This is a genomic window from Mesotoga infera (assembly GCA_011045915.1).
GTDB lineage: Bacteria > Thermotogota > Thermotogae > Petrotogales > Kosmotogaceae > Mesotoga > Mesotoga infera_D.
Window position 1 is genome coordinate 1 of sequence record DSBT01000300.1, and the last position, 2,797, is coordinate 2,797.

General features: G+C 49.1%; 3 protein-coding genes. All 3 read left to right on the top strand.

The annotated features are described in order from the left end of the window. Nucleotides 1-854 (top strand): HAMP domain-containing histidine kinase (locus ENN47_09650; GenBank protein HDP78427.1); only part of this gene is annotated, 854 nt, incomplete at its 5' end. A 93-nt stretch (nucleotides 855-947) separates the two neighbouring features. Next, complete coding sequence (locus tag ENN47_09655; protein ID HDP78428.1) at nucleotides 948-1,673, top strand: ABC transporter ATP-binding protein; 726 nt, start codon at nucleotides 948-950, stop codon at nucleotides 1,671-1,673. After that, nucleotides 1,670-2,797 (top strand): ABC transporter permease (locus ENN47_09660; protein ID HDP78429.1); only part of this gene is annotated, 1,128 nt, incomplete at its 3' end. The genes ENN47_09655 and ENN47_09660, both read left to right, overlap by 4 nt.

Below are 2,797 nucleotides of genomic sequence, written 5' to 3' on the forward strand. Positions count from 1 at the left end.
AGTCCGACTTTCTGAAAGAAACATCGCTTAGATTGGACGCCCTCATGAGCGGCAGATACGATGGAGAATCAATTTTCGACGGCGAGGGGGACACGGCCATTCTCTCGGCCCAATTGAACGCGCTCAGCAGAAGACTTGAAAAGACCATGGAAAGCGTTGATTCCGAGCGAGACAGGATGAGAGCCTTCATCTCTTTCATATCGCATGAACTCAAGACGCCCCTTGCCTCCCTGAAGACCATGAACGAACTGATGATAGACGGCAAAAATATGGAAAGAGAACAGATTGAAGAGTTTCTGAGTAGAAGCGGCGAAGATATCGAGAGAATGGAATGGCTTATAGGCGACGTTCTCAACATTGCAAGGATAGAATCGGGCGCTATCAGATTCAATTTCAGAAAGGCAGATCTCGCAGAACTTGCAAGAGATGTAGTGAGAAGTTACATCGAGATAGCTCGCGGCAAGAAGGTCGAGATTTCACTGAATGTCGAATCGTCGGCTACGGTCTTCTGTGACGAGAAGTGGATTTCGCAGGCTATCGGCAATCTTTTGAAGAACGCCATCGATTACTCCCCTGAAGGCGGCACGGTATCTGTGTCAATTTCAAGGAGCGAGACCTACGCATATACAAACATCTCGGACAAAGGCACCGGGATCCCGCAAGAAGATTCATCTAAGATCTTTCAGAGTTTCTACCGGGGTAGTTCTGTCGGCAGATCGAAAAAGGGTTCAGGGCCCGGGCTATCGCTGGCTAAAGCGATTATTGAGAGACACCAAGGCGACATAAAGCTGAAGTCATCTACGGAAAGAGGGTCGACTTTCACAGTAGAGCTCCCCGTGAGACGGGAAGAATGAGGGCTTAACCTTGCGATTTCTTAAGCTTCTCCTTCATCTACGAATAAGAAAGACTCCTTATACTCTGAACAGAAAACAATAAGGAGGCTGATTATGGAAGTACTCAAAGCTACTGGACTGAGAAAAGTATATGGATCTGGCGCGAACGCAGTCACTGCGCTTAAAGGTGCTGAACTATCTATTGAAGAAGGCGAGTTCGTCGCCATCGTAGGACCGAGCGGCTCGGGTAAGAGTACGCTCCTTCATCTGCTTGCGGGGCTTGATCGGCCTACCGCGGGAAGCGTCCACATAAACGGCAAGAATCTCTACGCCATGACGGATACGCAGCTTTCGATCTTCAGAAGAAGAAGAATCGGGTTTGTCTTCCAGTTTTTCAACCTGATTCCCGTTCTTACTGCCAGAGAGAACATAGAACTCCCGCTGATCCTGGACGAAAGAAAGGTCGATGAGCCCTATCTGAACGAACTCATAAGGCTTATGAAACTGGAAGGCAGGGTCGGTCACCTCCCGTCTGCCCTTTCAGGCGGCCAGCAACAGCGGGTGGCCATAGCCAGGGCTCTCATAACGAAACCGGCAATTGTCTTTGCCGACGAGCCAACAGGAAATCTCGACAGCAAGACGAGCCAGGAAGTCATGGACCTGCTTAAAGTAAGCGCGAGGAAATTCCACCAGACTCTCGTAATAGTGACTCATGAAGAGGATATTGCAGAAAGAGCCGACAGAATAATCACTCTGGAGGACGGCGAGATCGTTTCGGACTACTCGAATACAGACGTGGGCAACGTCTTTTCTTCGGCCCTGGGAGGTCAGAAGGTATGAAACATTATACAGAACTAAGCAGAAAGTACCTTTCGAGACGACTTAGGAGAACATTGTACACACTACTGGGAGTGGCGCTCGCCGTTGCCTTCATAACCGCAATCATGATCACTTTCGAAAGCATCGAAGCTTCGGAGCTTCAGAGCATGGAGAACTCTGTGGGGAGGTACCATGGAAAAGTAGTAGAGGCAAGTGAATCCGAGCTCATGGACTTGAAGATACACGTTTTGATCGAAGAGCTGGGTATTCAGAAAATAGCCGGAACAATTGAATTTCCTGAAGAAAGGGCTTCTCTGTTCATCGAAGAGGCAAATGAGCTGACGCTCAACCTGAGAGGAAAGAGTATAAAAGAAGGCCGTCTCCCTGAAAGGCCTGGAGAGATAGCGGTAGACTCATTTTCGGCGAAGCTTCTGGGAATCACTCCGGAGACCGGCCAAATGGTCTCACTTGATATTGGAGGCAAGAAACGTACCTATGAAGTAGTAGGGATAGTATCAAAGGCTAGACAAGAGAGTGCAATCTCAAAGGCCTTTGTGGAAATCTCACCTGAGGAGTTTTCGGAGATCTCTGAAGTGTCGAGAGTGGTGAAGAACACCTATTTCACCGTTGATGCGCCAAACAACGGAATAAGAGTTGCCGCACTGAAGGTTGCTTCGGATCTCGAAATAAGAGATAAGACAACTTACAACGGTTCGTTGATCTACTTTCTTGAGAACCTATCCCCCGTCAACTGGCCGGCCGTCATTCTGGGACTGCTCGTCGCAGTCGCTTCAATTGTCTCTATCTATAACACCGTACAAATATCTGTTCTCGAGAGAATACGTGAATTCGGGCTTCTCAGGGCGGCAGGCGCCACTCCCGCACAGATAAGAAAGATCGTCTTCCGAGAATCGATCCTCGTAAGTCTTGTAGGCATTCCCTTAGGACTGGTGACAGGCGTTTTGCTTTCCTTCGCAATAGCGCTCTATGCGGGATCTCAGCTTACGGGGCTAGGCGGCTTAGCAACTATGATTTCACCCCTATCACTCTTACTTGGAGCCATTCTCGGATTCCTGTCGGTAGTCGTATCTTCTCTTATTCCCGCACTAAGGGCGGGGAAAGTCTCGCCCGTAGAGGCGATGAGA